Origin of the sequence: Streptomyces sp. NPDC047917 (genome assembly GCF_043204345.1) — a bacterium.
Taxonomy (GTDB): domain Bacteria; phylum Actinomycetota; class Actinomycetes; order Streptomycetales; family Streptomycetaceae; genus Streptomyces; species Streptomyces sanglieri.
In genome coordinates this window covers 288,864-311,663 of sequence record NZ_JBIDCA010000014.1, presented here as the reverse complement: position 1 = coordinate 311,663, position 22,800 = coordinate 288,864, and the positions used below count along the sequence as shown (strand labels likewise).

21 protein-coding genes and 1 pseudogene are annotated in these 22,800 nt (G+C 72.2%); 6 read left to right on the top strand and 16 right to left on the bottom strand.

Annotated features, from left to right (window positions below; translation table 11 throughout):
- Nucleotides 1–80: 80 nt before the first annotated feature.
- Nucleotides 81–1,238 (bottom strand): methyltransferase, encoded by a 1,158-nt coding sequence (locus tag ACGF8B_RS32560; protein ID WP_392745660.1) that lies wholly within the window; start codon nucleotides 1,236–1,238, stop codon nucleotides 81–83.
- 80 nt (nucleotides 1,239–1,318) lie between these two features.
- On the bottom strand, nucleotides 1,319–1,519 hold the full coding sequence (locus ACGF8B_RS32555) for a hypothetical protein (RefSeq protein WP_342280165.1): 201 nt from the start codon (nucleotides 1,517–1,519) through the stop codon (nucleotides 1,319–1,321).
- 253 nt (nucleotides 1,520–1,772) lie between these two features.
- On the opposite strand from ACGF8B_RS32555, the gene ACGF8B_RS32550 reads away from it, so the two are divergent.
- Nucleotides 1,773–2,597: an endonuclease I family protein gene (locus ACGF8B_RS32550; protein ID WP_392745658.1), complete on the top strand. Its 825-nt coding sequence runs from the start codon at nucleotides 1,773–1,775 to the stop codon at nucleotides 2,595–2,597.
- 51 nt (nucleotides 2,598–2,648) lie between these two features.
- Here the strand turns inward: ACGF8B_RS32550 and glsA are convergent, their stop codons facing one another.
- Nucleotides 2,649–3,998, bottom strand: coding sequence for a glutaminase A (gene glsA, locus ACGF8B_RS32545; RefSeq protein WP_392745657.1), 1,350 nt, complete (start codon nucleotides 3,996–3,998; stop codon nucleotides 2,649–2,651).
- Between the two features lie 192 nt (nucleotides 3,999–4,190).
- Here glsA and ACGF8B_RS32540 point away from each other — a divergent pair, with 192 nt between their 5' ends.
- Both ACGF8B_RS32540 and ACGF8B_RS32535 read left to right on the top strand, forming a co-directional pair.
- Nucleotides 4,191–5,306: a chemotaxis protein gene (locus ACGF8B_RS32540; protein ID WP_392745655.1), complete on the top strand. Its 1,116-nt coding sequence runs from the start codon at nucleotides 4,191–4,193 to the stop codon at nucleotides 5,304–5,306.
- Between the two features lie 134 nt (nucleotides 5,307–5,440).
- Complete coding sequence (locus tag ACGF8B_RS32535) at nucleotides 5,441–5,764, top strand: plasmid stabilization protein (protein WP_392745654.1); 324 nt, start codon at nucleotides 5,441–5,443, stop codon at nucleotides 5,762–5,764.
- A 28-nt stretch (nucleotides 5,765–5,792) separates the two neighbouring features.
- On the opposite strand, the gene ACGF8B_RS32530 is transcribed toward ACGF8B_RS32535, so the two are convergent.
- The 7 genes from ACGF8B_RS32530 to ACGF8B_RS32500 form a co-directional block, all read right to left on the bottom strand.
- A complete protein-coding gene (locus tag ACGF8B_RS32530; RefSeq protein WP_392745652.1) occupies nucleotides 5,793–8,189 on the bottom strand; it encodes a phosphoketolase in 2,397 nt (798 codons plus the stop codon).
- Between the two features lie 48 nt (nucleotides 8,190–8,237).
- Nucleotides 8,238–9,656: an NADP-dependent succinic semialdehyde dehydrogenase gene (locus tag ACGF8B_RS32525; protein ID WP_392745651.1), complete on the bottom strand. Its 1,419-nt coding sequence runs from the start codon at nucleotides 9,654–9,656 to the stop codon at nucleotides 8,238–8,240.
- Nucleotides 9,657–9,833: 177 nt separating this feature from the next.
- The gene (locus tag ACGF8B_RS32520) at nucleotides 9,834–10,343 is read right to left on the bottom strand and encodes an ATP-binding protein (protein ID WP_392745650.1); all 510 of its coding nucleotides are present in this window, start codon (nucleotides 10,341–10,343) and stop codon (nucleotides 9,834–9,836) included.
- Between the two features lie 173 nt (nucleotides 10,344–10,516).
- Nucleotides 10,517–12,616: a xanthine dehydrogenase family protein molybdopterin-binding subunit gene (locus ACGF8B_RS32515; protein WP_392745648.1), complete on the bottom strand. Its 2,100-nt coding sequence runs from the start codon at nucleotides 12,614–12,616 to the stop codon at nucleotides 10,517–10,519.
- 74 nt (nucleotides 12,617–12,690) lie between these two features.
- Nucleotides 12,691–13,677, bottom strand: coding sequence for an FAD binding domain-containing protein (locus ACGF8B_RS32510; protein ID WP_392745646.1), 987 nt, complete (start codon nucleotides 13,675–13,677; stop codon nucleotides 12,691–12,693).
- Nucleotides 13,674–14,240 (bottom strand): 2Fe-2S iron-sulfur cluster-binding protein, encoded by a 567-nt coding sequence (locus ACGF8B_RS32505; RefSeq protein ID WP_392745645.1) that lies wholly within the window; start codon nucleotides 14,238–14,240, stop codon nucleotides 13,674–13,676. The genes ACGF8B_RS32510 and ACGF8B_RS32505 overlap by 4 nt, the downstream gene beginning before the upstream one ends.
- A gap of 115 nt (nucleotides 14,241–14,355) precedes the next feature.
- A complete protein-coding gene (locus ACGF8B_RS32500) occupies nucleotides 14,356–14,745 on the bottom strand; it encodes a hypothetical protein (RefSeq protein ID WP_392745643.1) in 390 nt (129 codons plus the stop codon).
- 208 nt (nucleotides 14,746–14,953) lie between these two features.
- On the opposite strand from ACGF8B_RS32500, the gene ACGF8B_RS32495 reads away from it, so the two are divergent.
- Together ACGF8B_RS32495 and ACGF8B_RS32490 are read left to right on the top strand one after the other, a co-directional pair.
- Nucleotides 14,954–15,286 carry a DUF6479 family protein gene (locus ACGF8B_RS32495; protein WP_342280153.1) on the top strand — a complete coding sequence of 111 codons (333 nt, stop codon included), beginning with the start codon at nucleotides 14,954–14,956 and terminating at the stop codon, nucleotides 15,284–15,286.
- A 135-nt stretch (nucleotides 15,287–15,421) separates the two neighbouring features.
- The gene (locus ACGF8B_RS32490; protein WP_392745641.1) at nucleotides 15,422–16,249 is read left to right on the top strand and encodes a VOC family protein; all 828 of its coding nucleotides are present in this window, start codon (nucleotides 15,422–15,424) and stop codon (nucleotides 16,247–16,249) included.
- Between the two features lie 28 nt (nucleotides 16,250–16,277).
- On the opposite strand, the gene ACGF8B_RS32485 is transcribed toward ACGF8B_RS32490, so the two are convergent.
- Nucleotides 16,278–16,799 carry a DUF6328 family protein gene (locus ACGF8B_RS32485; protein WP_392745639.1) on the bottom strand — a complete coding sequence of 174 codons (522 nt, stop codon included), beginning with the start codon at nucleotides 16,797–16,799 and terminating at the stop codon, nucleotides 16,278–16,280.
- 213 nt (nucleotides 16,800–17,012) lie between these two features.
- Here ACGF8B_RS32485 and ACGF8B_RS32480 point away from each other — a divergent pair, with 213 nt between their 5' ends.
- Nucleotides 17,013–17,402: a VOC family protein gene (locus ACGF8B_RS32480; protein ID WP_392745637.1), complete on the top strand. Its 390-nt coding sequence runs from the start codon at nucleotides 17,013–17,015 to the stop codon at nucleotides 17,400–17,402.
- A gap of 76 nt (nucleotides 17,403–17,478) precedes the next feature.
- On the opposite strand, the pseudogene ACGF8B_RS32475 reads toward ACGF8B_RS32480, so the two are convergent.
- The 5 genes and pseudogenes from ACGF8B_RS32475 to ACGF8B_RS32455 form a co-directional block, all read right to left on the bottom strand.
- A pseudogene (locus tag ACGF8B_RS32475) lies at nucleotides 17,479–17,964 on the bottom strand (GNAT family N-acetyltransferase); the annotation flags it as partial.
- 66 nt (nucleotides 17,965–18,030) lie between these two features.
- A complete protein-coding gene (locus tag ACGF8B_RS32470; protein WP_392745635.1) occupies nucleotides 18,031–18,435 on the bottom strand; it encodes a DUF1992 domain-containing protein in 405 nt (134 codons plus the stop codon).
- 135 nt (nucleotides 18,436–18,570) lie between these two features.
- Complete coding sequence (locus ACGF8B_RS32465; protein WP_392745634.1) at nucleotides 18,571–19,512, bottom strand: hypothetical protein; 942 nt, start codon at nucleotides 19,510–19,512, stop codon at nucleotides 18,571–18,573.
- Nucleotides 19,513–19,705: 193 nt separating this feature from the next.
- A complete protein-coding gene (locus tag ACGF8B_RS32460; protein ID WP_392745632.1) occupies nucleotides 19,706–20,503 on the bottom strand; it encodes a tyrosine-protein phosphatase in 798 nt (265 codons plus the stop codon).
- Nucleotides 20,504–20,804: 301 nt separating this feature from the next.
- Entirely contained in the window at nucleotides 20,805–22,745 is a 1,941-nt protein-coding gene (locus tag ACGF8B_RS32455; protein ID WP_392745631.1) for an ABC transporter permease, read from the bottom strand.
- Nucleotides 22,746–22,800: the final 55 nt, after the last annotated feature.

Below are 22,800 nucleotides of genomic sequence, written 5' to 3'. Positions count from 1 at the left end.
TCGCGTCATCCGTGTGCGGCGGCGCACACAGTAGAACGTGTTGCAAGAATCCGGAAGGGCCGGGACGGGTTCCGGCGGGGTCAGCGCCTGACGGCCCGCAGGACCACGAACTTCGGGTCGCCCGCGACCGTCGTGCAGTTCCCGAAGATGCGGCGGAGCCGGGTGTGGTAGCCGAGGTGCCGGTTGCCGACCACCCACAGCTCGCCGCCGGGCCGCAGCGCGTCGCGGGCCCCGTGGAACATGGTGCGGGCCGTCGCGTCGGTGGTGGCCTGGTGGGAGTGGAACGGCGGATTGTTCAGCACCAGGTCCACGCTGGCGGGCGGCAGTTCCGCCAGCCCGTCGCCGACGACGAACTCGGCCTTGGCCTCCGGCCCGGTGTTGGCCCTGAAGGTCTCCTCGGCGGAGGCGACCGCCTGGTACGACTCGTCGATGAAGGTGACCGTCGCCTCGGGGTTGGCGAGCGCCGCGGACAGCCCGACGACGCCGTTCCCGCAGCCGAGGTCGACGACCCGGTCGGGGCCGCTGCGCGCGGGGAGGTGGCCGAGGAAGAACCGGGTACCGATGTCGAGGCGCTCGGCGCAGAAGATCCCGGCGTGGTTGGTGACGGTCCGGCCGGAGACCGGCCCAAGCCCTTCGGGCAGGTCGTACCGGTACGGCCAGGGGCTGGGCGTACGGGGCGTTCCGGCGCCGGGGGTGCAGAAGATCAGCCGGGCCTTCTTGACCGCGAGGGAGGTGCGGGTCGGGCCGATGATCCGCTCGAAGAGTTTGAGGGTGGAGGTGTGGATCTCCTTGACCATCCCGGTGCCGATGACGACCGTGCCGGGGTGGACGGCCGGCGCGAGCCGGTGCAGCTGGTCCTCCAGGAGCGCGAGGCTCTTCGGGACACGTACCAGCAGGACGTCGATGCGGTCCGGCGGAGTGTCCCTGGCCGAGAGCAGGCGCACCGTGTCCGCGTCCGCGCCGTTGCGGCCCAGGTTGGCCAGGGTCGCGCGCTGCGCCAGGTAGGAGTCGGTGATCTGTACGGGCCGGTGCTCCGCCAGTACGGTGCTCAGCGCGCCCCAGCGGTCGCCCACGACGACCACGGCACCCGACAGATCGACCGGATCCGTCCCGTCGGCCCCTTCCAGCCTCCGCAGCAGATACTCATCGGCGGCGTCCCAGGCACGGAGCGGGTCGCGCGGATCCTCGGGATGTCGGGCGAGCTCGAACCCGGCCCCTGACGTCGTCAAACGGTTCATTGTCCACCCAGGCTAGCCGAGCCGCGGGGAGCGCCCACACACTCCCCGCGCCGGCCCCCGGGTCCGGGGCAGCGCCGGACCTAGGGCAGCACCTTGTCGATCGCCGCGCGACCCTCCTGGGCGAGCCTGCGCTCCGCCCACTGGAGATTCTTCGGGGTCAGGTCCCGCCCGGAGGCGAGCACCAGGTCCTCTGCCGACGGATGATCGCTGCCGCCGGTGTGCAAGAGGCTGTCGGGAGTCACTCCCCGAGATGCGGATACGGATTCGGGCTCGTCGCTCATGCCGCCTCCTCGGTCCTTTCGGTCATTCTCGCCCCGCGCCCGGCCGGCCGCATCCGAGGCCTTCCGAGCGCCTCCCGGCGCCGGGATCGAGCCATCACTTGACCTGCACATGATAGGTACGCGCTGTTCACACCACGGTCACGGTGCGTGTGGAAGGCTCCCGCGTACCACATACCGCACACGACCGCCGCGACGCCGCCCCCCACCTTGTGACGGTGTCGCGGCGCACTCATTTCCGGAGAGGACACCCCACATGTCCCGTCGTCACCTTCGTTACCGGCGCCCGCTGCTGGCGACCGTTGCCGCCTTCGCGATACTCGGCGGCACCGCGGCCGCCGCTCCGGCCGCCACACCCGGGGCCGCGCCCACCACCGCGTCACCGCTGCGGGTACTCGACGACACGTACTACCAGGACGCCCTCGGCAAGAGCGGGACCGCTCTGAAGAGCGCCCTGCACGAGATCATCAGCGACCAGACCAAGCTCTCCTACAGCCAGGTCTGGGAAGCCCTCAAGGACACCGACGAGGATCCCGCCAACAGCTCGAACGTGATCCTCCTCTACACCGGCCGCTCCCAGTCCAAGAACTCCAACGGCGGCTCGGTCGGCGACTGGAACCGCGAGCACGTCTGGGCCAAGTCGCACGGCGACTTCGGCACCGCCACCGGCCCCGGCACCGACATCCACCACCTGCGCCCGGAGGACGTCACCGTCAACTCGATCCGTGGCAACAAGGACTTCGACAACGGCGGCAGCGCGGTCAGCGGCGCGCCGGGCAACTACACGGACAGCGACTCCTTCGAGCCGCGCGACGCGGTCAAGGGCGATGTCGCACGCATGCTGCTCTACATGGCGGTGCGCTACGAGGGCGACGACTCCTTCCCCGACCTGGAGCCCAACGACAAGGTGAACAACGGTTCCGCGCCGAACATCGGCCGGCTGTCGGTGCTGAAGACGTGGAGCCAGGAGGACCCGCCGGACACCTTCGAGAAGCGGCGCAACGACGTCATATTCGACCAGTACCAGCACAACCGGAACCCGTTCATCGATCACCCCGAGTGGGTCGAGTCCATCTGGTAGACCCGACCGTTCCGGAGGTCCGGCGGGCATCCGCCGGACCGGCCGGGGTGCTCAGCCCGCCGGGCCGCCGGCACACCAGGCCACGGCCCGTCCACGGGTGTCGAAGGACCGCGGGGCCGTCGGCGCGTCCCGCTGTCCGGGGCCGGGCAGCGCGAGCCGCCGTGCCGGGTCGGCGACGGCGGTGCGCGCTCCGTCCGCCGCGATCCGGCCGAGCCCGCTGCGCAGCATCACCCGGGCCACCCGGTCGACGCCGGTCACCTGCCCCAGGTCCAGCACGACCGGCCCGGCACCCCGGGTGCGCGACTCGTCCAGCGCGTACAGCACCCGCTCGGCCGCGGTGAAGTCGATGGCCCCCTGGGCGGCCACGACCCCGACCCGTTCGCGCAGGGCGCGATCCCGCGGGGCGGCCCCGGCCGCGGGCAGATCACCGGCGGTGGCGACGAGCGTGACGGTGGAGGCGGCCAGCGCCGGATTGTGCATCAGGTGCAGACCCAGCCTCTCCGACAGGGCACCGATCGCGGCGCGCCCGCGTACCGAGGTGCCGCCCGGGTCCAGCCGGGGGCTGTACGTGGCCAGGCCGAACCGTGCGGGGCCGGCGGCGATCAGCCCGCCGGACACACCGCTCTTCGCCGGCAGCCCGACGCGCAGCAGCCACTCGCCGGACGCGTCGTACATGCCGCAGGTCGCCATCACCGCCAGCACCTGCGCGGCGACCGGCTCCGGGACCACCGCGTCGCCGGTGAGCGGGTTCACGCCGCCGTTCGCGAGAGTGGCGGCCATCGCGGCCAGGTCCAGCGCGGTGACCCGCACCGCGCATTGCCTGAAGTACGTCTCGACCGCGGCCACCGGGTCCACGGGCAGCGGTCCGGTGCTCCGGATCAGATAGGCGAGGGCGCGGTTGCGGTCGCCGGTGGCGGACTCGGAGGCGTACACCTGCTCGTCCACGTCCAGCCGCCGGCCGGCGAAGCGGCCCAGGCAGTCGAGGATGCGCTCGAACCTCGGGGCGTCGGGGGTGTCCGGGATCAGCGCGGTGGTGATGATGGCCCCCGCGTTGACCATGGCGTTGTCGGGCCGCCCGGTGTCCGGTTCCAGGCTGATGGCGTTGTACGCCTCCCCGCTGGGCTCGGCGCCGACCCAGCGGCACACCTCGTCGAGCCCCAGGACGGACAGGGCGAGCGCGTAGACGAACGGCTTCGACACGGACTGCATGGTGAAAGGGGTGCCGGCGTCACCCGCGCCGTAGCGGTGGCCGTCCATGCTGATCAGCGCCAGTCCGAACGCGTCCGGCTCGGCCCGCGCCAGCTGCGGGATGTAGTCGGCGAGCCGGCCGTCCCGCAGCTCCGCGAACCGGGTGTGCAGTTCGCGCAGCGCGTCGGTGACGGCGCCGGCGGCGGGGCTCACCCGGCCCCGGCCGTCAGGTGCGCCCTCCCCGGACCGTCCGGGGACGTGCGGAAGGTCGTGGGCATCGCACACACCTCCCGGGAACCGACAATGGAGAACTCGCCCATATTAGGATCAAAAGGTATGAATTGACTCGTCCAGTGCACCGCTTCGCTCGGGAGCGGATTCCGGTCGAAACCCCTGGAGAGAACGATGGATACGGATGCCCTGACCGCCGGCCTGTTGCGGGGACTGCGGGCGGTCAAGCCCTATCCGGCCCTGTCCCTGACCATGCCGACGCACCGCCGCGCTCCGGACAACGCCCAGGACGCCGTTCGGCTGCGCAACCTGGTGGCCGAGGCCGCCGGACGGCTGGAGGCGGACCCCGCGGTCACCCGCGAGGCGCGGACCGCGCTCGGGGAACAACTCGACCGGGCGGTCACCGAGGTGGACCCCCGGCGGGCCCTGGACGCCCTGGTCCTCCTCGTGACCGCCGACGAGCACCAGATCTGGCAGCTTCCGCGCACCGTGCCCGAACGCGTGGTGCTCAGCGACACCTATCTGACCCGCAATCTGGTCGCCGCGAAGGCACAGGCCCAGCCCTTCTGGGCCCTCACCGTGTCGGCCGACCGGGCCGCCCTGTGGAGCGGCACCGCGGACGCCCTGCGCGAGGAGCCCGGCGGCGGGTTCCCGCTGACGGCCCCGCAGGAGCCGCCGGACCCGCAGCGCGAGGAGCGGGTCGGCGACACCCCGAGCACCTTCAGCGACGAGGAGACGCGCAACTTCCTGCGCACGGTCGACGAGAGGCTGCGCGCGGTCCTGGCCGAGGACCCCCGCCCGCTCCATCTGGTGGGCCTCGCCCCCGCGCTCGCTCTGCTGGACGAGGTCGGAGAGGGCGCCAGGACGGCCGTCGGCCGGGTCACCAAGGGTGTGCCCGCCGACATGTCACCGAGCGAGCTGCTCAAGGAGCTGCGGCCGGCACTCGACGAACGGCGGCAGCGGTTCGCCGCGGAGATCGACGGCAAGCTGGACGAGGCCCGTGGCCGCCGTGCCTTCGCCGGCGGTCTGGACGAGGTGTGGGCGGCCGTACGGGAGGGCCGTGCCGGACTGGTCGCGGTGGAGGAGCACTTCCAGCAGACGGTCCGGGTGACGAACGGGCACCTGGAGCCGGTGAGCGGCGAGGGCGCGGACCTCACGGACGGCACGGTCCGCGAGGACATCGTGGACGAGCTCGTCGAGGCGGCCCTGGACAGCGGCGCCGACGTGGTCTTCCTCCCGGACGGCTCGCTCGCCGAGCACGGAAGGATCGCGGCTGCCCTGCGCTACTGAACGGACCGGCGCGACGCCGTACCCCTCCCCCGGGCCCGCATGCCTCAGGCATGCGGGCCCGGGGTGTCGCTGGGAGACTGGGGAGGGGCCCGCCGGGCCCCGGGGCAGGTCCCGGAGAGAAGGGTGACCCCACCATGCCACGCGGATCCGATGCCAAGCGGGAGCGGCAGTACGAACACATCAAGGAGAGCGCGCAGGAGCGCGGGGTGAGCGAGGACCGCGCCGAGGAGATCGCGGCCCGTACGGTCAACAAGGCACGCGCCCGCGCCGGTGAATCGAGGACGGCGAGCCGTACCTCCATCGAGGACATGTCGTCCTCGCGGCGCGGCGGTCTGCGCTCCCACAGCGGAGCGCAGGGGCCGACGCGCGACCAGCTCTACGAAGAGGCGAAGAGGAAGAACGTCCACGGGCGGTCGAGCATGACGAAGGCCGAGCTGGCACGCGCCGTCGGCCGCTGAGCCCGCGCCGGGCGCACCGGGGCGGGCGTCAGCCGCTCCAGGTCCAGTCGGCCACCTCGGGCAGGTCCGTGCCGTGTTCGCGGATCCAGGCGTGGTGGCGGGTGCGGAAGTCCGCCATCGCCTGGCGCACCGCCACGGCGCGGACGCCGAGGCCGGGTACCCGGTCGATGACGTCCATGACCAGCCGGTAGCGGTCCAGGTCGTTGCGGACCACCATGTCGAAGGGCGTCGTGGTGGTGCCCTCCTCCTTGTAGCCCCGCACATGCAGCTGCTTGTGACCCGCGCGCCGGTAGGCGAGCCGGTGAATCAGCCAGGGGTAGCCGTGGTACGCGAAGATCACGGGGCTGTCCCTGGTGAACACCGCGTCGTACTCGGAGTCCGGCATCCCGTGCGGGTGCTCCTCGCGGGGCAGCAGCCGGGTCATGTCGACCACGTTGACCACGCGTACCGCCAGTTCCGGCAGATGGGTGCGGAGCAGGTCGGCGGCGGCCATTGTCTCCAGCGTGGGTACGTCGCCGGCGCAGGCGAGCACCACGTCGGGTGCGCGGCTGCCGTCCTCCGTGCCCGCCCATTCCCACACACCGGCGCCGCGGGCGCAGTGCGCGCGGGCCTGGTCGAGGGTGAGCCAGTCGAAGGACGGCTGTTTGCCGGCCACGATCACATTGACGTAGTCGCGGCTGCGCAGCGCGTGGTCGGCGACGGAGAGCAGGGTGTTGGCGTCCGGCGGCAGATAGACCCGTACGACCTCGGGGCTCTTGTTGAGCACATGGTCGACGAAGCCCGGGTCCTGGTGGGAGAAGCCGTTGTGGTCCTGGCGCCAGACGTGGGAGGTGAGCAGGTAGTTGAGCGAGGCGATGGGGCGGCGCCAGGCCAGCCGGCGGGAGGTCCTGAGCCATTTGATGTGCTGGTTGACCATCGAGTCGACGATGTGGGCGAACGCCTCGTAGCAGGAGAAGAGGCCGTGCCGGCCGGTGAGGAGGTAGCCCTCCAGCCAGCCCTGGCACAGGTGCTCGGAGAGCACCTCCATGACGCGTCCGTCGCGGGCGAGATGCTCGTCGGTCGGCAGCGTCCGTTCCTGCCAGGCCTTGGCGGTGGCGTCGTAGAGGTCGTCGAGCCGGTTCGAGGCGGTTTCGTCGGGGCCCACGACGCGGAAGTCGCGGCGTTCCGCGGTGGCCGCCATGACGGCCTCCAGCAGGCCGCCCAGCACCCGGGTCGGCTCGTGCAGCACGGTGCCGGGCCTGTCGACCCGGACGGCGTGGTCGTCCAGCGGCGGGATCGGCAGATCGCGCAGGAGCAGACCGCCGTTGGCGTACGGGGTCGAGCCGAGCCGGGCGTCGCCCTCGGGTACACAGGCGAGTACCTGGGGGCTGGGCCGTCCGGACGCGTCGAAGAGTTCCTCGGGACGGTAGGAGCGCATCCACTCCTCCAACTGCCGCAGATGCTCCTGGTCGTCCCGGACGCCGGGCAGCGGGACCTGGTGGGCGCGCCAGGTGCCTTCGACGGGCACCCCGTCGACCTCGACCGGGCCGGTCCAGCCCTTGGGGGTGCGCAGCACGATCATCGGCCAGTGCGGGCGGCGGGTGTCGCCGCCGTCGCGGGCGGCCGCCTGGAGTTCCCGGATCCGGTCGACGGCCAGGTCCATCGCGGCGGCCATCGCCCGGTGGACGCCGACCGGCTCGTCGCCGCCGACGTACAGCGGGTCGTGGCCGTAACCGCGCAGCAGGGCATCGAGCTCCGTCTCGGGGAGGCGGGCGAGCACGGTCGGGTTGGCGATCTTGTAGCCGTTGAGGTGGAGGACCGGGAGGACGGCACCGTCGTGCACCGGGTCGAGGAACTTGTTGGAGTGCCAGGACGCGGCGAGCGGTCCGGTCTCGGCCTCGCCGTCGCCGATGACGCAGGTGACGATCAGTCCGGGGTGGTCCAGGGCGGCCCCGTAGGCGTGGGTGAGGGCATAGCCGAGTTCGCCGCCCTCGTGGATGGAGCCGGGTGTCTCGGGTGCCACATGGCTGGGCACCCCACCGGGAAAGGAGAACTGTTCGAACAGCAGCCCCATGCCCTCGGCGTCGCGGGTGACGTCCGGGTACGTCTCCGAGTAGCTGCCCTCCAGCCAGGAGTTGGCGAGGACGGCGGGTCCGCCGTGGCCGGGGCCCCAGACGCAGAGGCCCTGGACTCCGCGCGAGCGGATGACGCGGTTGAGGTGGGTGTGGACCAGGTTCAGTCCGGGGGAGGTGCCCCAGTGGCCGAGCAGGCGCGGCTTGATGTGTTCCCGGGCCAGCGGCCGGGTCAGGAGCGGGTTGGCCATCAGGTAGATCTGGCCGACGGTCAGGTAGTTGGCGGCCCGCCAGTGCGCGTCGAGTGCCGCGACCTCTTCGTCGGACGGGCCGGTCGGGCCGGAAGCGGCCGCCGGGCCGGGGGCGTTGCTCATCGTGTCTCCAGACGGGAGGCTTCGGTGCGCCGGGCAGGTCCTGGGGCGTCAGGGGCCGACCGGTTCGGGGCCGTACCAGACCGTGGTCGCGTTGCAGAACGCGCGGATGCCCTGCCCGGCGAGTTCGCGCCCGTAGCCGGAGCGCTTCACACCACCGAAGGGCAGTGCGGGATGGGACGCCGTCATGCCGTTGAAGAAGACACCGCCCGCCTCCAGGTCGCGTACGCAGCGGCGTGCCTCGTCCGCGTCGCGGGTCCATACGTTGGAGCTGAGGCCGAACGGGCTGTCGTTGGCGAGTGCCACGGCTTCGGCCAGGCCGTCGACACGGTAGAGGGAGGCGACGGGGCCGAAGGTCTCCTCGTGGTGGATGCGCATGGCGGGGCTGATCCCGGCGAGGACCGTGGGGGCGTAGAACCAGCCGCGCTCCAGTTCCGGGGGGAGTCCGTCCGGCCTGCCGCCTCCGCACAGTACCCGCGCGCCCCGCCGTACCGCGTCGTCCACCAGCTCTTCCAGGTCGGTGCGGCCCTGTTCGCTGGCGAGGGGCCCGACGTCGGTGGACTCCTGCATGGGGTCGCCGACCGTCAGGTTGCTCATGCCCACGGTGAACCGTTCGGCGAACTCCTCGTACACCTCGGTGTGCACGATGAACCGTTTGGCGGCGATGCAGGACTGTCCGTTGTTCTGCACCCGGGCGGTCACGGCGGTCCGGGCGGCCCGGGCGACGTCCGCGGACGGCATGACGAGGAACGGGTCGCTGCCGCCCAGCTCCAGGACGGTGTGCTTCACCTCGTCGCCGGCGATCGACGCGACCGAGCGGCCGGCCGGCTCACTGCCGGTGAGGGTGGCCGCGGCGACGCGGCGGTCACGCAGGATCGCCTCGACCGCGCCCGATCCCACCAGCAGGCTCTGGAAGCAGCCCGCCGGGTATCCGGCCCGGCGGAACAGGCCCTCCAGATACATCGCCGTCTGCGGGACGTTGGAGGCGTGCTTGAGCAGGCCGACGTTGCCCGCCATGAGGGCGGGGGCGGCGAACCGTACGACCTGCCAGAGCGGGAAGTTCCACGGCATCACGGCGAGCACGGGGCCGAGCGGGCGGTAGTGGACGTAGGCACGGGAGGCGCCGGAGTCCGCCACGTCGGCCGGGGACGGGTGCTGGTCGGCGAGGAGTTCCTCCGCGTGCTCCGCGTACCAGCGCATCGCCCTGGCGCATTTGGCGGCCTCCGCACGGGCCGCCTTGACGGGTTTGCCCATTTCGATGGTCATCGTACGAGCGATGTCCTGCTGGTCCTCGTCGAGCAGTCCGGCGGCCTGGTTCAGCAGCCGGGCACGTTCGGCGAACCCGGTGGTGCGGTACTGCCCGTACGCGGTGGCGGCGGCGTCGAGCCGCTGCTCGATCCCCGTGTCGTCGAGCGCTTCGAATCTTCTGAGGGTTTCGCCGTTCGCGGGATTGACCGTCGCGATGGGCATGGCCGTGTCCTCCTTGCCTCGGTCCTTCGACCGTGCCGTGCCGTACGCCGCGCCGCAACGCGGGCCCCGCCGGGCGGACACCCGACCGGCGCGGTCCGTGCGTGCGGGGTGCACGTCGTCCGCGCCGGGGGCGTCCAGCGGGTGCGACCGGCGGCGGCGCCGTCCCGGCGGCCCGGCTCAGACGAGAGCGGGATCGGATGCCGTCGTGGGCTCGGGGGCAGGGACGGGGGCGGCGGCCTCGACGGGCGGGCGCCGGAACTCGCGCACGCCGGGCAGCGGCGGGAGACGCACCAGGTCGACGCTGTACGGCTCCTTGGCGTACCGGGTGAACCAGACGACCTTGCCCTCGGCCGTGCGGCAGGTGCCCCAGCTGTCGCTCAGGGCCATGACCCGGCTCAGGCCACCGCCGCCGTTGCTGAGCAGCCGCGGCATCTCGGAGCCGTTGTCGGCGACGGAGACCGTGAGGTGCCGCCCGGACCAGCGGAGTTCGACGACACATTTGTTGTCGTCACCGACATGCCGGTGGACATTGGTCAGCAGCTCCTCCACACCACGGCACACCGGCCGGATATGGAGTTCGAGACTCCAGTGGCGGAGGTGCGCAGCGATTATTCGTCGCAGCTGGGACACACGGTCTGCCGAAACCTGGAGTTCGACCAGGTAGTGCCGGTCGAGTGGAACGGTCATCGTCGAGGCTCCTCACATCGAGGCCCACTGGCTTCGCCCCGTTGAACCAACGACCCCCGAACACGAAGAGTGAGCAGATGTCACTTCTGGGTCACTCAACAGAGTGGCCCGGCGGAGGCGGTCCCGCAACACAAGGAACACCCGGTCGGCCCCGGCACGGGAGGCCACCCGGGTCACAGGAGGTACGGCAGCAGGGTGTCCGGGGTGAGCGGGAGGCTGCGGAGCCTGATGCCGGTGGCGTGCCGGACGGCGTTGCCGACGGCCGCCGCGGCGCCGACGATGCCGATCTCGCCGATGCCCTTGCTGCCCATCGGGTTGAGGTGCGGATCCTCCTCGTCGATCCAGTGCGCCTCGATCTCCCGCACGTCGGCGCAGGCCGGCACGTGGTAGGAGGCGAGATCGCACTCGGTGTAGTCCCCGAAGACGGGGTCCATGGTGGAGGCCTCGGTCAGCGCCATGCCGATCCCCATGGTCATGCCGCCGATGAACTGGGAGCGCGCGGTACGGGAGTTGAGGATGCGCCCGGCGGCGAAGACGCCGAGCATCCGGCGCAGCCGCACCTCTCCCGTCCGCGAGTGCACGGCGACTTCGGCGAAGTGGGCGCCGAACGCGTGGCGTGCGTACGGGGACTGTCCGGCGGTCTCCTGCCGGGTGTCGGCGGTGACGGTGAGCCCCTCGGCGGGGACCGGGCCGGTGCGCTCGCCCAGCTGCCGCAGCAACAGGGAGCACGCCTTGTGCACGGACCAGCCCCAGGAGGCGGTGCCGGACGATCCGCCCGCCAGCGGCGCGTCGGGCAGGTCGCTGCTGCCGATGTCGATCCGGACGTTGTCCATGGGGGTGGCCAGGACGTCGGCGGCGATCTGCGCGAGCACGGTACGGGCTCCGGTGCCGATGTCGGTGGCGTTGACCCGGACACGGTACGAGCCGTCGGCGGCCGCGTGCGCCGAGGCGCTGGAGGCGGAGATGTAGACGGGGTAGGTGGCGGCGGCGACGCCCGTGCCGAGCAGCAGCGGCCCCTCCTCCCGGCTCGCGGGGCGCGGATCGCGGTCGTACCAGCCGAAGCGCGCGGCGCCCTTCTCCAGGCAGGCGGCCAGGCCGCGGCTGCTGAACGCGCGCCCGGAGTCCGGTTCGACGGCCGGGTCGTTGCGGATGCGCAGTTCGACCGGGTCCATGCCGAGGGCCGAGGCGAGTTCGTCCATCGCTGATTCGAGCGCGTACATGCCCGGGGCCTCCCCCGGTGCGCGCATCCAGGAGGGGCTCGGCACGTCCAGGGCGACCACTCGGTGGGTGGTGCGGCTGCCGGCGGAGCCGTACATGATCCGGGTCGGTACGGCCGCCTGCTCCACGAACTCCTTGATGGTGGAGGTGTGGGTGACGCTCTCGTGGTCGATCGCGGTGAGGGTGCCGTCGAGTTCGGCGCCGAGCCGGATGTGCTGGATGGTGGGGGCGCGATGGCCGGCCAGCGCGGCCAACTGGCGCCGGGGCAGCGCGATCTTGACGGGGCGGCCGGTGTGGCGTGCGGCCATGGCGGCCAGGACGGTCTGCGGGCGCGGGGTGCCCTTGGACCCGAAGCCGCCGCCGACGTGTTCGGAGACGGCGGTGATCTGCTGCGGCCTCAGTCCGAAGGCGGTGGCGAGGCTGTCGCGGACGGTGGTGGAGCCCTGGCTGGAGTCGTGGACGGTCAGATGTCCGTCGTCGTCCCACCGGGCCGTCGTGGCGTGCGGCTCCATGGGGTGGTTGTGCAGCGCGCCGACCGAGTAGGTGGCGTCGACCTGTACCGGTGCCGTGAGGAAGGCCCGGTCGGTGTCGCCGCGTTCCCGGACTGCGGGGTAGCCGCCGTTGACGATCTCCGGGGTGTAGAGGCCGGGGTGGTCCTCGGTCAGCAGGACGTCGTGCCCGTCGGTCTCGTATGTGATCCGCAGTGCTTCGGCCCCGGCGCGGGCGCCCTCCGGGGTGTCGGCCACCACGAGCGCGACGGGCCAGCCCCGGTGCGGCACCCGGTCGTTCTGGAGGACGGCGAGGATCGGGTCGTCGGGCTCCTTCAGCCGGGGCGCGTTGTGGTGGGTGAGCACGGCGAGCACGCCCGGCAGGGCCAGTGCCTCGTCCGCGTGGACGGCGTCGACGCGGCCGCGGGCGATCGCGGCGGGGACGGGCCGGCCGTACAGGCACCCCGGCGGGGTGTGCTCGGCTGCGTAGCGGGCGGTGCCCGTGACCTTGTCCCGGCCCTCGCGGCGGACGGCGGGGGTGCCCAGTGGTGACGGGGCCTGGCTCATGACGGGTTCCTCACGGCGGGGGCGGCGTTGGTGCGGTTGCCCGGTTGCCGGCGGGCGGCGCCCGGGCGGGTCGGTCAGCTGTCGGCGGCGAGTTCGATGAGCGCGTCGACGGCCAGGTTGCGGGCGAGGCCCACCTTGAAGGCGTTCTCGCGCAGCGGACGGGCCGCGGCGAGTTCGGCGTCCACCGCCCGTTCGAAGGTGTCCTCGGTGGCCGGTGCTCCCCGGAGCAGGTCCTCGGCGGCCCGGGCGCGCCAGGGCCGGTGGGCGAGCCCGCCGAAGGCCAGCGCGGCGTACTCGATCCGGCCGCCCCGGACGCTCAGTACGGCGGCGGCGGACGCGAGGGCGAAGGCGAAGGAGGCGCGGTCGCGGGCCTTGCGGTAGAGGGAGGCGGCGCCTTCCGGGCGCGGTGGCAGGACCAGCTCGGTGATGAGTTCGCCCGGCCGGATCTCGGTGTCCCGGTCGGGGGTGTCGCCCGGCAGGCGGTGGAATCCGGTGGCGGGCACGGTCCGCCCGCCGTCCGGTCCGTACAGGTGGACGGTGGCGTCGAGGGCGCACAGGGCGACGGCCATGTCGGACGGGTGGGTGGCGACGCAGTGCGTGGAGTGGCCGAGCACGGCGAGGTCGCGCCGGGCACTGCCGAGGGCGGGGCAGCCGGTGCCGGGTTCCCGTTTGTTGCACGGCTTGGAGGTGTCCTGGAAGTACGCGCACCGGGTGCGTTGCAGCAGGTTCCCGCCGGTCGTCGCGGTGTTGCGGAGCTGCCCGGAGGCGCCGGACAGCAGCGCCTGGGACAGGGCGGGGTAGCGGGTGCGTACGGTGGGATGGGCGGCCAGGACGCTGTTGCGTACGGTCGCGCCGATCCGCAGACCGCCGTCCTCGGTGTCGGCCACGTGGTCCAGTGGCAGTCGGCTGATGTCGATGAGCCGCTCCGGCGCGGCCACGCCGAGCTTCATCAGATCGACGAGGTTGGTGCCGCCGCCGAGGAACACGGCGCCTGGGTGTGCGGCGTGTTCGCGTACCGCTTCCTCGGCGGACCGGGCGCGGAGATAGCCGAAGGGTTTCACAGCGCCACGTCCTCGATCGCCTCGACGATGCGGGGGTAGGCGCCGCAACGGCACAGGTTGCCGCTCATCCGCTCGCGGATCTCGTCGGCGTCGAGCGCCGCCGGGGCGGACACGGGCGCCCTGCGGGCGGTGGCGTGGGACGGGAAGCCGTCCGCCGCCTCGCCGAGCATGCCGACGGCCGAGCAGATCTGGCCGGGGGTGCAGTAGCCGCACTGCAGGGCGTCGCGGTCCAGGAAGGCTTCCTGGAGGGGGTGGAGCCGGTCGCCGTCGGCGAGGCCCTCGACGGTGGTGATGGCGGTGCCGTCGTGGGCTACGGCGAGCAGCAGGCAGCTGTTGGCGCGCCGGCCGTCGACGATGACGGTGCACGCCCCGCACTGTCCGTGGTCGCAGCCCTTCTTCGCACCGGTGAGACCGAGGTGCTCGCGCAGGGCGTCCAGGACGGTGGTGCGGTGATCGAGCGTGAGCGTCCGCTCGGTTCCGTTGATCTGCAGTGTCAGGGTGGAACGGTCACCGGTTGCTCCCGGCTGTTGCGCACCGTCGTCCCGCCCGCGAGAGGGTTCCACGCGCTCGCACCTTTCAGAGGTGGCCTTTTGTCCGTTTTCTACCAGACGCGTGAGGGCTTCCCGTGCCATTGCTCCGCCGTCGGGCCGCGCCCCGCCGGACTGTCGGCCCATCGGTCTACCGGTTCGCCAGCCGCAGCCGCACCTCTTCCTCCTGGTCGCCGGAGACGGTCCCGACGACCGTCACGTCGAAGGCGTGTGCCAGGCTCTGCCGGAGCCGTTCCACCGCCCAGTAGCCACCCTGGACGTCGACGCTCACGGGCGCGCCGAGGGCTACCGGTCCGGAGACCACCCTCGCCTCGGCGACGTCGACGGTGACCACCCACGCGGTGGGGCGCTTCCCGGCGAGGTGCTGCGGTACGTCGACCGAGGCCCGGTCGGTGGTGAACGCGGCCCGCAACACGTCGAAGACCATCCGCGCGTCGGCCTTCTCGCACCCGCTGATGACGACCGAGACCTCCTGCCCGTACTCGCTCTCCTGCGTCTGCTTCTCCTTGATGGTGTTCACCGCGGTTCCTTCCGCTCGGCGCCCCCGGGGGCGATTCGGGGATGTCTCCAGGCTCACCCCGTGGCAGGGCGACGGCGACACGGGACCCACCCGGATGCGAACGGATCACGCCCCTTCGGAGCGAAACGCTTTTCAGATCATATCCACTGAAAATATGAATTCAGGGTCATTATCGCGTGAGGGCTCCACCTCGGGGTATCCGGCAAGCATGGACGTTTCGAGCACAGACCTGACTTCACTGGCTCTCGTTCTCGCCGACGGGCGGGGCGCGACCGGGTCGGTGATGGGCATTGTCGGCGTGGTTCTGGTGGCCGTGCTGATCGGCGCGGTCTGGCTGGGGAGGCGGCGCCGGGCCCAGGAGCTGCCACCGCCCAGACCCGAGGAGCAGCCACCGCGGCCGGACCACCGCAGCCACATCGAGGAACGCGATGTGCACGGCGACGACCACTTCCCGCCCGACCGCCGGGGCCTTTCGCCGTACGAACTCGGTGACCACGGGAACGAGCCCATCCCCCGCGAGCCGGACGAACAGCGCGACTGACACCGTGAAGCTCCCGGCACCGGTCCGCGGTGGGGGCGTCGCGTGTTGCGGAGGTGACTGCCTCCGGTGAGGCTGGGGTGGGCCCGTCGGCCACGGGCGTACCCGCACCTCAGAACCGATGAAGGCAGTAGGACCATGACCGGAAGCCACCCGGGGAAGGCGCCGACACCCGCGCCGCTGACCGGATCCGCAGCGCCCTGCTGGGTCAATCTCATGACCCGCGACCTGCGGGCCGCGCAGGAGTTCTACGGCGCCGTGCTGGGGTGGACGTTCCGTCCGGGCAGGCTGGGGCAGGAGTTCTCGGTCGCGCGCCGGGACGACGTACCGGTCGCCGGCATCGGCGCGGTGGCGACCGCCTACCGGGTGGCCGTGGTCTGGACGCCCTACTTCGCCGTCACCGACGCCGACGCGGCCGCCTCACGCATCCGGGAGCGCAGCGGCACCGTCGCAGTGGGCCCGATGGCACTGGGCAAGGGGCGCGGGGCGCTCGCGGCGGACCGGGACGGTGCGGTGTTCGGGATCTGGGAGCGGACCGAGCCCGCGACCTCGCCGCCCGCGCCGGACGACCATTCGCACGCCTGGCTGCGACTGCACACCAGGAACGCGTTCGACGCCGCGATCTTCTACGGGCAGGTGCTCGGCTGGGAGAGCGGGCGCCCGGGGTGCTGCGAGGTGTCGTACGAGAAGGACGAGGTCATCGTCGAGTGCGACGGGCGCCGGCTGGTCCGGATCAGCTCCGGCGCGGTGGAGGCGGCGCCCGATCCGCTGGTCCGCCCGCACTGGCAGGTGTATTTCCCGGTCGGCGATGTGGCGGCCACCGTCGCGGCCGCGCGGGAGCACGGCGGGAGCCTGGTCGAGCAGCGGTCGCTGGCCCAGGGCAGGGCGGCGACGCTGCTGGACCCGGACGGCGGCCTCTTCACGGTCACGGACGTCCGGGGCCTCACCGGGGACGGTCCCGGCTGACCGCACCGCCCGCCCCGTCGGCGCTCGATCATCTGTCACGCGTGGACGAGGAGCGGGCCAGCGCCCAGGCCGGGAGGACGAACCAGCAGATCAGGAACCACAGCGCCATTCCGCCGACCAGCCACAGCGCGACGGAGCTGTGCAGGGCCACCCGCAGGATGAGCAGCAGGGCGGAGCACATGGTGCAGAACAGCAGGACGAGCCCCACCACCGTCATCCGTGACGCCCAGGTGACCGTCTGCGGTTTGAGCCGCCGTCCGGTGAGCAGCCGGTGATACGAGACGGGGCCGATCAGGGCGGCGGCGGTGGCCGATCCCAGTACCACGGTGACCACGTAGATGGTGCGGTCGGCGTCCGAGAGCTCGGCGAAGCGGGGCTGGAAGACGACGGCGAGCAGGAAGCCGAAGAGGATCTGGACACCGGTCTGGGCGACCCGCAGTTCCTGGAGCAGATCGGTCCACCGCCGGTCCGCCCGTTCCTCGGGCGTCTCGTCGCGGCCGTCGTCGCGGCCCGGGCGGCCGCGGTCGGGGCGGTGCGCTGTCGAGGTCACCGGGAGCCTCCGTCCGAATACCCGGAGTACTTCGTGTCCCCCTCCTCCCCACCGTAACCGGTCACCGGGGAACGGGAGACGGCCGGATCGTCCGCCCGGCCCTCGACGATCACTTCGACCTCACCTAGGATTCTGAGTACGGCATCGCGCGTCGGTCACCGGCCGGGTGAGGCGTGGAGGTGCCCGTGAGATGCCTGTTGGAGGCATTCCACAGTGTCAGTCGAGTTGAATCACACCATCATCCACTCCCGGGACAACCGGGAGTCCGCGGAGTTCCTGGCGGACATACTGGGGCTCGAAGTCGGCGAGGAATGGGGCCCGTTCATCCCGGTCTCCACCGCGAACGGAGTCACCCTGGACTTCGCGACCGTTCCCGAAGCCTCGATCACCACGCAGCACTACGCCTTCCTCATCTCGGAAGGCGAGTTCGACACCGCGTACACCCGCATCAAGGAACTCGGGGTCACGTACTACGCGGATCCGCACCGGAAGCAGCCGGGCGAGATCAACCACAACGACGGCGGCCGGGGCCTGTACTTCACCGATCCCGCCGGTCACGGCATGGAGATCATCACGCGCCCGTACGGGGGCTTCGCCTCGTAACACCAGGCTCCGGCAAGGGGGTTCGACCGGCATCCGGGTACGGGTGCCGGCCGGGCCCCCTCCTGTCCGGTCGGTCGATCGGCAGCAGCAGCTCGGGCCGGTCCCACATCACCGCGGGCGGGTCGGCGGCCAGGGTGCCGGTCCGGCGGGCCCCCACGTTCCGGTAGAAGCCCTCGGCGGGCGGGTGCGAGACGATGCGGACTCCGGTGAGTCCGGCGCGCTCGGCCTCGCCGCGCAGATGACCGACGAGGAGCCGTCCGATGCCCAGTCCCTGCGCGGCATCGGCGACGAACATGAGGTCGAGTTCCGGCGGGGCGAGAACGAGCGAGTAGAAGCCGAGCAGCCGGTCGGTGACGGGCTCCACGGCCGCGAAGACCCTGTGGGTCTCGATGTAGTCCGGACCGACCCGGTATCCGGCGACCATGGCGGCGTAGTGCCCCTCGTAGGCGCGGGACGCCCTGACCAGCCGGGTGAGCCGCTTCGCGTCCCGGGCGGTGGCACGCCTGATGCGTACGGACTCCGCCGGCGTCCCGCCTCCCCGGCGCGTCATGCTCGGTTTCATGAAGGGAGTATTACGCATTCGGATGCCCGGCCCTTACCCGCGAGCCACCGACCGGCCCGTCGGGCGCTACGACGGATCGCGCGCCGTACGCCATTGATCGACCATGGCGTCGATGTCGAACGGCTTGAGGTTCAGCGGCGGGCCCGGCGGCGGCCGCCTGATGGCCGCCGCGATCTTCTCGTTCACCTCGGACAGCATGCGCCGCACCTCGACCTCCGTCCGCGCCCCGGACACCGACTCGGCCACGTCCTCCGCCTGCTTGCGCAGGGCCAGGGCCGGCGGGAGCACCGAGACCCCCTCGCGCTGGAGCTTCTGCTTGATCCACCAGTTCTCGTCGTAGGGAGCCCCGATACTGTCGAGCGGCTTGCCGAATCCCGGCAACTGCGAGATGTCGCCACGCTGCTCGGACTCCCGGATCTGCTTGTCGACCCATGATTCGAAGCTGACGCCCGCAGGCTTGCGCTCGGTCAACGTACGCCCCTCTCGGAGGATTCGTAATCCGGTCCCTTCACGATACCCAGAGACCGAGCGGCACCGGCCCCGGCCTCCGCGCCCTGCGGCACAACACCCTTCGGCGCAGTACCACTTCGGGCCCGGCGGCGCGTCTCAGTGCGCGTGTCCGGCGGGCGCCCCGGCCCCGCCGTCCCGGTGCTCGCCGTCGCCGTTCCCCGGCTCCGCCACCCGAACGGTGAACGCCGCGGTACACACCTTGCCCCCGTGCTTGAAGTCGAGGAAGAGCCGGTACGTTCCGGCACTCGGCGCGGTCGCCGTGAAGGACACCTCCGGCCCGGGGCCGCCCTCGTTCGGGTGGACGTGCAGATAGGCGAGGTCACCCGAGCGCAGGGCGACCAGGTGCCCGTACGCACCGAGGTAGGGCTGGAGATCGGTGACGGGACGGCCGTTCCTGCTGATGGACAGTTCGAGTTCGCCGCTCCGGCCGGCCCGGAGTTCACCGCCGAGCGCGACGCGGTAGCCGTCGACCTCGGCGGTGGTGCCCGGGGCCGGGAGAGCGGCGGGGCGGTAGGCGCCGGAGACGGCCAGATCCGCACCGAGGGTGAGGTTGCCGGCACCCGCGGCCGCCGGGGTGAAGTCGGCGAACACCCGGTAGCCACCGGCCTCGGGCAGGTCCACGGGGGTCGACCAGGTGCCGTCGGCCGCACGGACGGGGTGCAGGTGGCGGTACTGGGTGAGGTCGGTGGAGGCGAGGATGAAATGCAGCTCCTTGCCGTGCTCACGCCGGTAGGCGGTGACCTTGCGCCCGCTGTCGTCCTTGACGGCGAACCGGATCTCGGTCCGGGCCCCGGCCCGGACCGTCGGTGTCGCCAGGTCCAGGGTGTAGCCGCCCTCGGATATCTGCAGTCCGCCGGGCGCGTGGTCCGCCGCCGGCTTCGCCCCGGCCTCCTCTCCCCCGCCGTGGCCGCCGTGCTGTTGTGCGGGGCGGTCCTCGGCGGCCACCAGCGGGTCGACACCCCTGCCCACTCCGTAGGCGGTTCCGAAGGTCGCGGCGAGCGCGGCGGCGAAGGCGGTGATCCTCAGTGCGTTGTTCATGACGGTTCCCTCCATCGGGTCGACCGGGAGGCAGCGCTTCCCGACGCGTCACAACATACCCCCTGGGGGTATCAAGTCAAGCCGGGGCCACACCATCGCCCCGCGGGCGGGCAGGAGGGTGGCGGACGGACAGGAGGGTGACGGACGGGAAGGAGGCCGGGCGGCGGGGCCGGCCGGATCGCGGCCCCGCCGCTCAGGCAGGCACCACCAGCCCGGCACGCAGCCGCTCCACCGCCGCCCCGGGGACGCGCAGACCGTCGCGCACATACCCGTCGAGCCCGCCCCAGCGTTCGTCCATGGCGTCCAGCGCCGTATCGAGGTAGCGGGGGCGCACCTCGGTGATCGCCGAGGCGATCTCCGGGTCACCTCCCGCGTCGAGGAAGTCCTGCACGTACGGCGCGAAGGCGACCCGTACCACCGGGTTCACCGCGAGGAACTCGGCGCGCGCCACGTCGCGCGACGCGCCGAGCATCATCAGGAGCAGGGCGGCGGCCCAGCCGGTCCGGTCCTTGCCTGCCGTGCAGTGGAAGAGCACCGGGCGGGCACGGTCGTCGGCGACGGTCTCGACGAAGGCCCGGTAGGCGGCGGACGCGCCCGGCGAGAGCACCATCTGCCGGTAGGTGTCCGCGAACAGCCCTGCCGCCTTTCCGCCGCCGAGCATCTGCTCCGCGGCGACGGGGTCGGCGAGCAGGGCGCGCAGCCGGGCGGGCGCCACACCCGGGTTGTCCCCCAGCACATCGGCGACGAACAGCCGTGCGCCCTGCGGCAGCCGGTCCGGGGCCGCGGCCCGCTCGTCGGCGGTCCGCAGATCGACGACGGTGCGGATGCCGAGCGTGGACACCCGGGAGTCCTGCGCCGCATCGAGCCCGCTGAGCTGCCCGGACCGCAGCACGGCACCGGCGCGAACCCGGTGGTCCGGCCCCAGGGCGATGCCGCCCAGATCGCGCAGGTTGAGGACGGTGGATGTCTGGACGGCTCTGGCGGTCTGCACGATGAACTTCCCCTTTTTCGCCCGATACGTATCCGAATTCATTCGGTTTCGCCGGATCAAACGTCGCACGCAGCCGGGATATCGACAAAGTAAAACGCCGATGAACGCCATTTGGGGGCACGCGCGGAGATAAAGGAAATGTGAAATCGCAACGGCCCTCAGCCCAGGTCAGGGGCGCACCACACCAATAGCGGTGTGTTCCGTGAATACCCGCTCCTGATTTCCGGGACCGGAGTTTCGTTTCCCGCCGGAGAACGGAGCGGGTCGGCACGGCCCTCGCCGGGCGGCGTAATCCGCACGTTCAGAGCACGACGACGGTGACCTCGGTCGCCTTGACGCTCGTCCATACGGCGGTGCCCTCCACGAGGCCCAGCTCGGTCGCCGCTTCGGGGGTGATCTCGGCAACCAGGTCCGGCGCCTCGGCGGAGGCGATCACCACCCGGAGCCGACTGCCGACGGCGGTGAGCTCGCGCACCGTTCCGGGCCAGATGTTGCGGGGGCTGCCGCCGGGCCTGTCGTGGTGCACGGAGACCGCTTCCGGCGCGATGATCGCGAGGGCCGCCGTCCCCTCGGCGAGCGTGTCCGCGACGACCAGCCGGCCGCCGCCCGCGAGGGCCAGCGTGCCGTCGGGCGCGGCGGTGCCGGGCCAGGCGTTGCGGCCGAGCATCCGGGCGACCCACGGCGAGCGGGGATGCCGGGTGACCTCGGCCGGTGGTGCGTCCTGGAGGGTGCGGCCCTCGTCGAGCACCAGCACCCGGTCGGCCAGCGAGACCGCTTCGACGGGGTCGTGGGTGACGATCAGACAGACGCCGCCGAACCCGGCGAGGTGGGTACGCAGGGTGTGCCGGACATGGGCGCGGGTGGTCTGGTCGAGGGCGGCGAGCGGCTCGTCCAGCAGCAGCAGCCAGGGGCGGGCGGCGAGCGCCCTGGCCAGTGCCACGCGCTGGGCCTGGCCGCCGGAGAGCTGGGCGGGCCTGCGGTGGGCGAGATGTCCGACGCCCAGCCGGTCGAGCCACTGCTGCGCGTCTCGCCGGGCCTCGGCGCGGGGGACACCGTGGGCGCGGAGTCCGTACGCCGTGTTCGTCAGCGCGCTCAGGTGCGGGAAGAGCGCGCCGTCCTGCGGCACCCAGGCGACCTGACGTCGGTGCGGGGGCAGTTCGGTGACGTCGGTGTCGCCGAGGCGAAGCCGGGCCCGGGCGCGCGGGGTCAGGCCGAGGAGCGCGCGCAGCAGGGTCGTCTTGCCCGCGCCGTTGGGGCCGACGACGGCGATCGTGGTGCCGGGCGCCGCTTCGAGGGTCACCCGGTCGAAGCCGGTGACCTCGGCGTGCAGCGCGCGTCGTTCCTGCGGGGCGGGGGGCGTCTCCCGGTCCGCGCGCGGTGCCGTGTCCGCGACGGCCGTGTCGTCCGCCGGGGGCTGCGCTCCGCGTGCGCGGTCGCGGGGCGTTCCGGTCCAGCGACCGCGCAGTGTGATCAGTACGGCCATGGCGATGGCGAGCAGCAGCAGTGATACGGAGGTGGCGGCCTCCGGGGATTCCTGGAGGAGCAGGTAGACCTGGAGCGGAAGCGTCTGGGTGGTGCCCGGCAGATTGCCCGCGAAGGTGATGGTGGCGCCGAATTCGCCGAGTGCGCGCGCCCAGGTGAGGGCGGCCCCGGCGGCGAGCCCGGGGGCGACCATCGGGAGGGTGACGGTGAAGAAGACCCGGACCGGTGAGGCTCCGAGAGAGGCCGCCGTCTCCTCGTACGCGGGGCGCAGCCCGACCAGTGCGCCTTCGAGGCTGATCACGAGGAACGGCATGGCGACGAAGGTCGCCGCGACCACGGCGCCCGAGGTGTGGAAGGGCAGCGTGATCCCGAAGGTGTTCTCCAGCCAGGGGCCGAGCAGCCCCCGGCGGCCGAAGCCGAGGAGGAGCGCCACGCCTCCGACGGTGGGTGGCAGCACCATCGGGAGCAGGACCAGGGAGCGTACGAACGCCTTGCCGGGAAAGTCCGTCCGGGCCAGCAGCCAGGCCAGCGGCACTCCGAGCAGCAGGGAGAGGCCCAGCGCCCAGAAGGAGACCAGCAGGGAGAGTCTGAGCGCCTGGGTGACTCCCGGGCTGGTCAGATGGGTGCCGAGGTCGGCCCAGGACGTACGGGCCAGAATGCCGATCAGGGGGATCAGCAGGAACGCGACGGCGAGCAGCGCGGGGATCGCCAGGGCGACGGGTGTGCGCACGCCGGGCACCCGGCTGCGGAGGGCTCTCATCGGAGGTTCCCGGAATCGGTCGGTTCGGGCAGGGCCGCTCGCGTTCCCCGGTCGG